Raw genomic sequence first — 1,777 nt, 5'->3', positions numbered from 1 at the left:
GTCCTGCGCTTTAGGCACCGGACCCGGCGCCTAAAGCGCAGGACCAGATCAATCTCACCGATGAAGAATCCCGCATSGTCTCAGGCGGTGGCTTTGAACAAACCTATAATGCCCAAGCCGCCGTGGATGACCAGACAATGCTGGTGGTAGCCACCGGAGTCAGCCAGGCCCCCAATGACAAGGAACAGGTCATCCCCATGTTGGAAACCCTCCAGGCACAAACAGCGCAACTGGGGCCCATAGAAGCGCTGGTGTCCGATACGGGTTACTGCAGCGAAAAGAATGTGGAGGCCTGCGAAGCGCTGGGGATTACCCCATTCATTGCCGTGGCCCGAGAAGAACACCATCCCGACTGGCGGCAACGGCATACAGAACCGGAAGACCTCCCTGAAAATGCAACCCGCATGCAGGCGATGATACATCGTCTGAAAACGCAGGCAGGCCGAAGCGTTTACCGTCTGCGCAAACAAACGGTAGAACCGGTCTTCGGGATTATCAAATCGGTGATAGGATTCCGGCAGTTCTCCTTGCGCGGCCTGCGTCAGGTTCAAGGAGAATGGAGTCTGGTCTGCCTGGCGTGGAACATAAAACGCATGGCCGTATTGCGTCTGTAGGGCAGGAAAATGCAGATAAACCGCAAAAAACAGGGCAATAATGACCGAAAAAGACTCAAAATGAGCGATTTCAAAAAATTCGGGGCGAAATCTGGCAGTAGTCCGAAGTTAAAACCGACGGGCTGCTAGCGGTCTAAGATGACTGCCTGTAGTGGTCTTGTGGAAAGGGTCATGAATATTAACGTCTCAGAATTCAAAGCCAGCTTTTTGAAACTGATTGACGAAGTCGCTACAACGCATGAGCCTTTGGTCATCGGCAAGCGCGGCAAACCCTTGGTCAAATTGGTTCCTATCGTCGATGAAACGCCAAAAAGCATGTTTGGTTATATGAAGGGCACCGTCACGATCCATGGAGATATCCTCGCCCCGCTGGACGAGCTGTGGTCAGCGGAAAATGGCGATGGAGATGATCTCTACTCCGGCTTGCGACCCGGCGGCGGCAAAAAATGAGCGATGCTTTACGCTTGATATGCACGCCTGGGTCTGGTACGCAGAAGGCACCAAGGAGCAATTACCATCTGCCGTACTGGCTGCCATTGAGGTCTGCGTCTGGTCACGGCTGACCGCAAAATCAGAGGGTACGGTAAGGTCGGCAACGCTCAAATACTGGCCATCTGACATAGAGGAGAAGCACTTAAAAACCTTTTGTCTGGACCCCTCCGGCCCCTGGGCCTGTTTCACCCGGCCGGATATGAGGAGGATGCCCATGTCCGAACTCCACTTTATCGTTGAAGAAGCTCCAGAAGGTGGCTTCATAGCCCGCGCTGTTGGTATGGATATTTTTACCGAGGCTGATGACCTGCCCGCTTTACATGCTCAGGTTGCGTATTCCGGGGCATCGTGGGCACCCATTACGATTGATCGTGGGCACTTTTGTGGATTTTCCGGAATCGGTGCCCACGATGGCGGAATCACTGCCCACGATACTGGAACGGTGTCCAGGTTTCCCCTTGGCGAAAAGAAAACATTCTGGTCATTCATTGGCTTAAACAGCATCCTTGGCTCTTTTTACAGGAGATCAAGGATGCCCACACCGAGGATGACCATGAAGGCAATTCAAGAAGTAATCCGTTTACATGCTGCAGGCCTCAGCCAGCGGCAAATTGCGCAGGCCTGCCGTCTTTCTAAGGGAGCGGTTGGCAAATATTTGCAGAAGGCCGAAC

1 protein-coding gene and 2 pseudogenes are annotated in these 1,777 nt (G+C 53.3%); all 3 read left to right on the top strand.

The features are described from left to right. Positions 1-17 precede the first annotated feature (17 nt). Positions 18-614: pseudogene (locus H7F11_RS16550) on the top strand (transposase); the annotation flags it as partial. A 171-nt stretch (positions 615-785) separates the two neighbouring features. Beyond that, the gene (locus H7F11_RS16545; protein ID WP_193651917.1) at positions 786-1,064 is read left to right on the top strand and encodes a type II toxin-antitoxin system Phd/YefM family antitoxin; all 279 of its coding nucleotides are present in this window, start codon (positions 786-788) and stop codon (positions 1,062-1,064) included. Next, positions 1,015-1,777 (top strand): annotated as a pseudogene (locus H7F11_RS16905) (hypothetical protein); the annotation flags it as partial. The gene H7F11_RS16545 and the pseudogene H7F11_RS16905, both read left to right, overlap by 50 nt.

Origin of the sequence: Acidithiobacillus sp. HP-2 (genome assembly GCF_015100155.1) — a bacterium.
In the GTDB taxonomy this organism is placed as follows: Bacteria; Pseudomonadota; Gammaproteobacteria; order Acidithiobacillales; family Acidithiobacillaceae; genus Acidithiobacillus.
The sequence above is the reverse complement of the archived record's forward strand: the minus strand, read 5'-3'. Positions and strand labels throughout refer to the sequence as shown.

What these genes read in the sequence shown, in the direction of transcription:
- H7F11_RS16545 (WP_193651917.1), top strand. Translation starts at nt 786, where the DNA reads ATGAATATTAACGTCTCAGAATTCAAAGCCAGCTTTTTGAAACTGATT.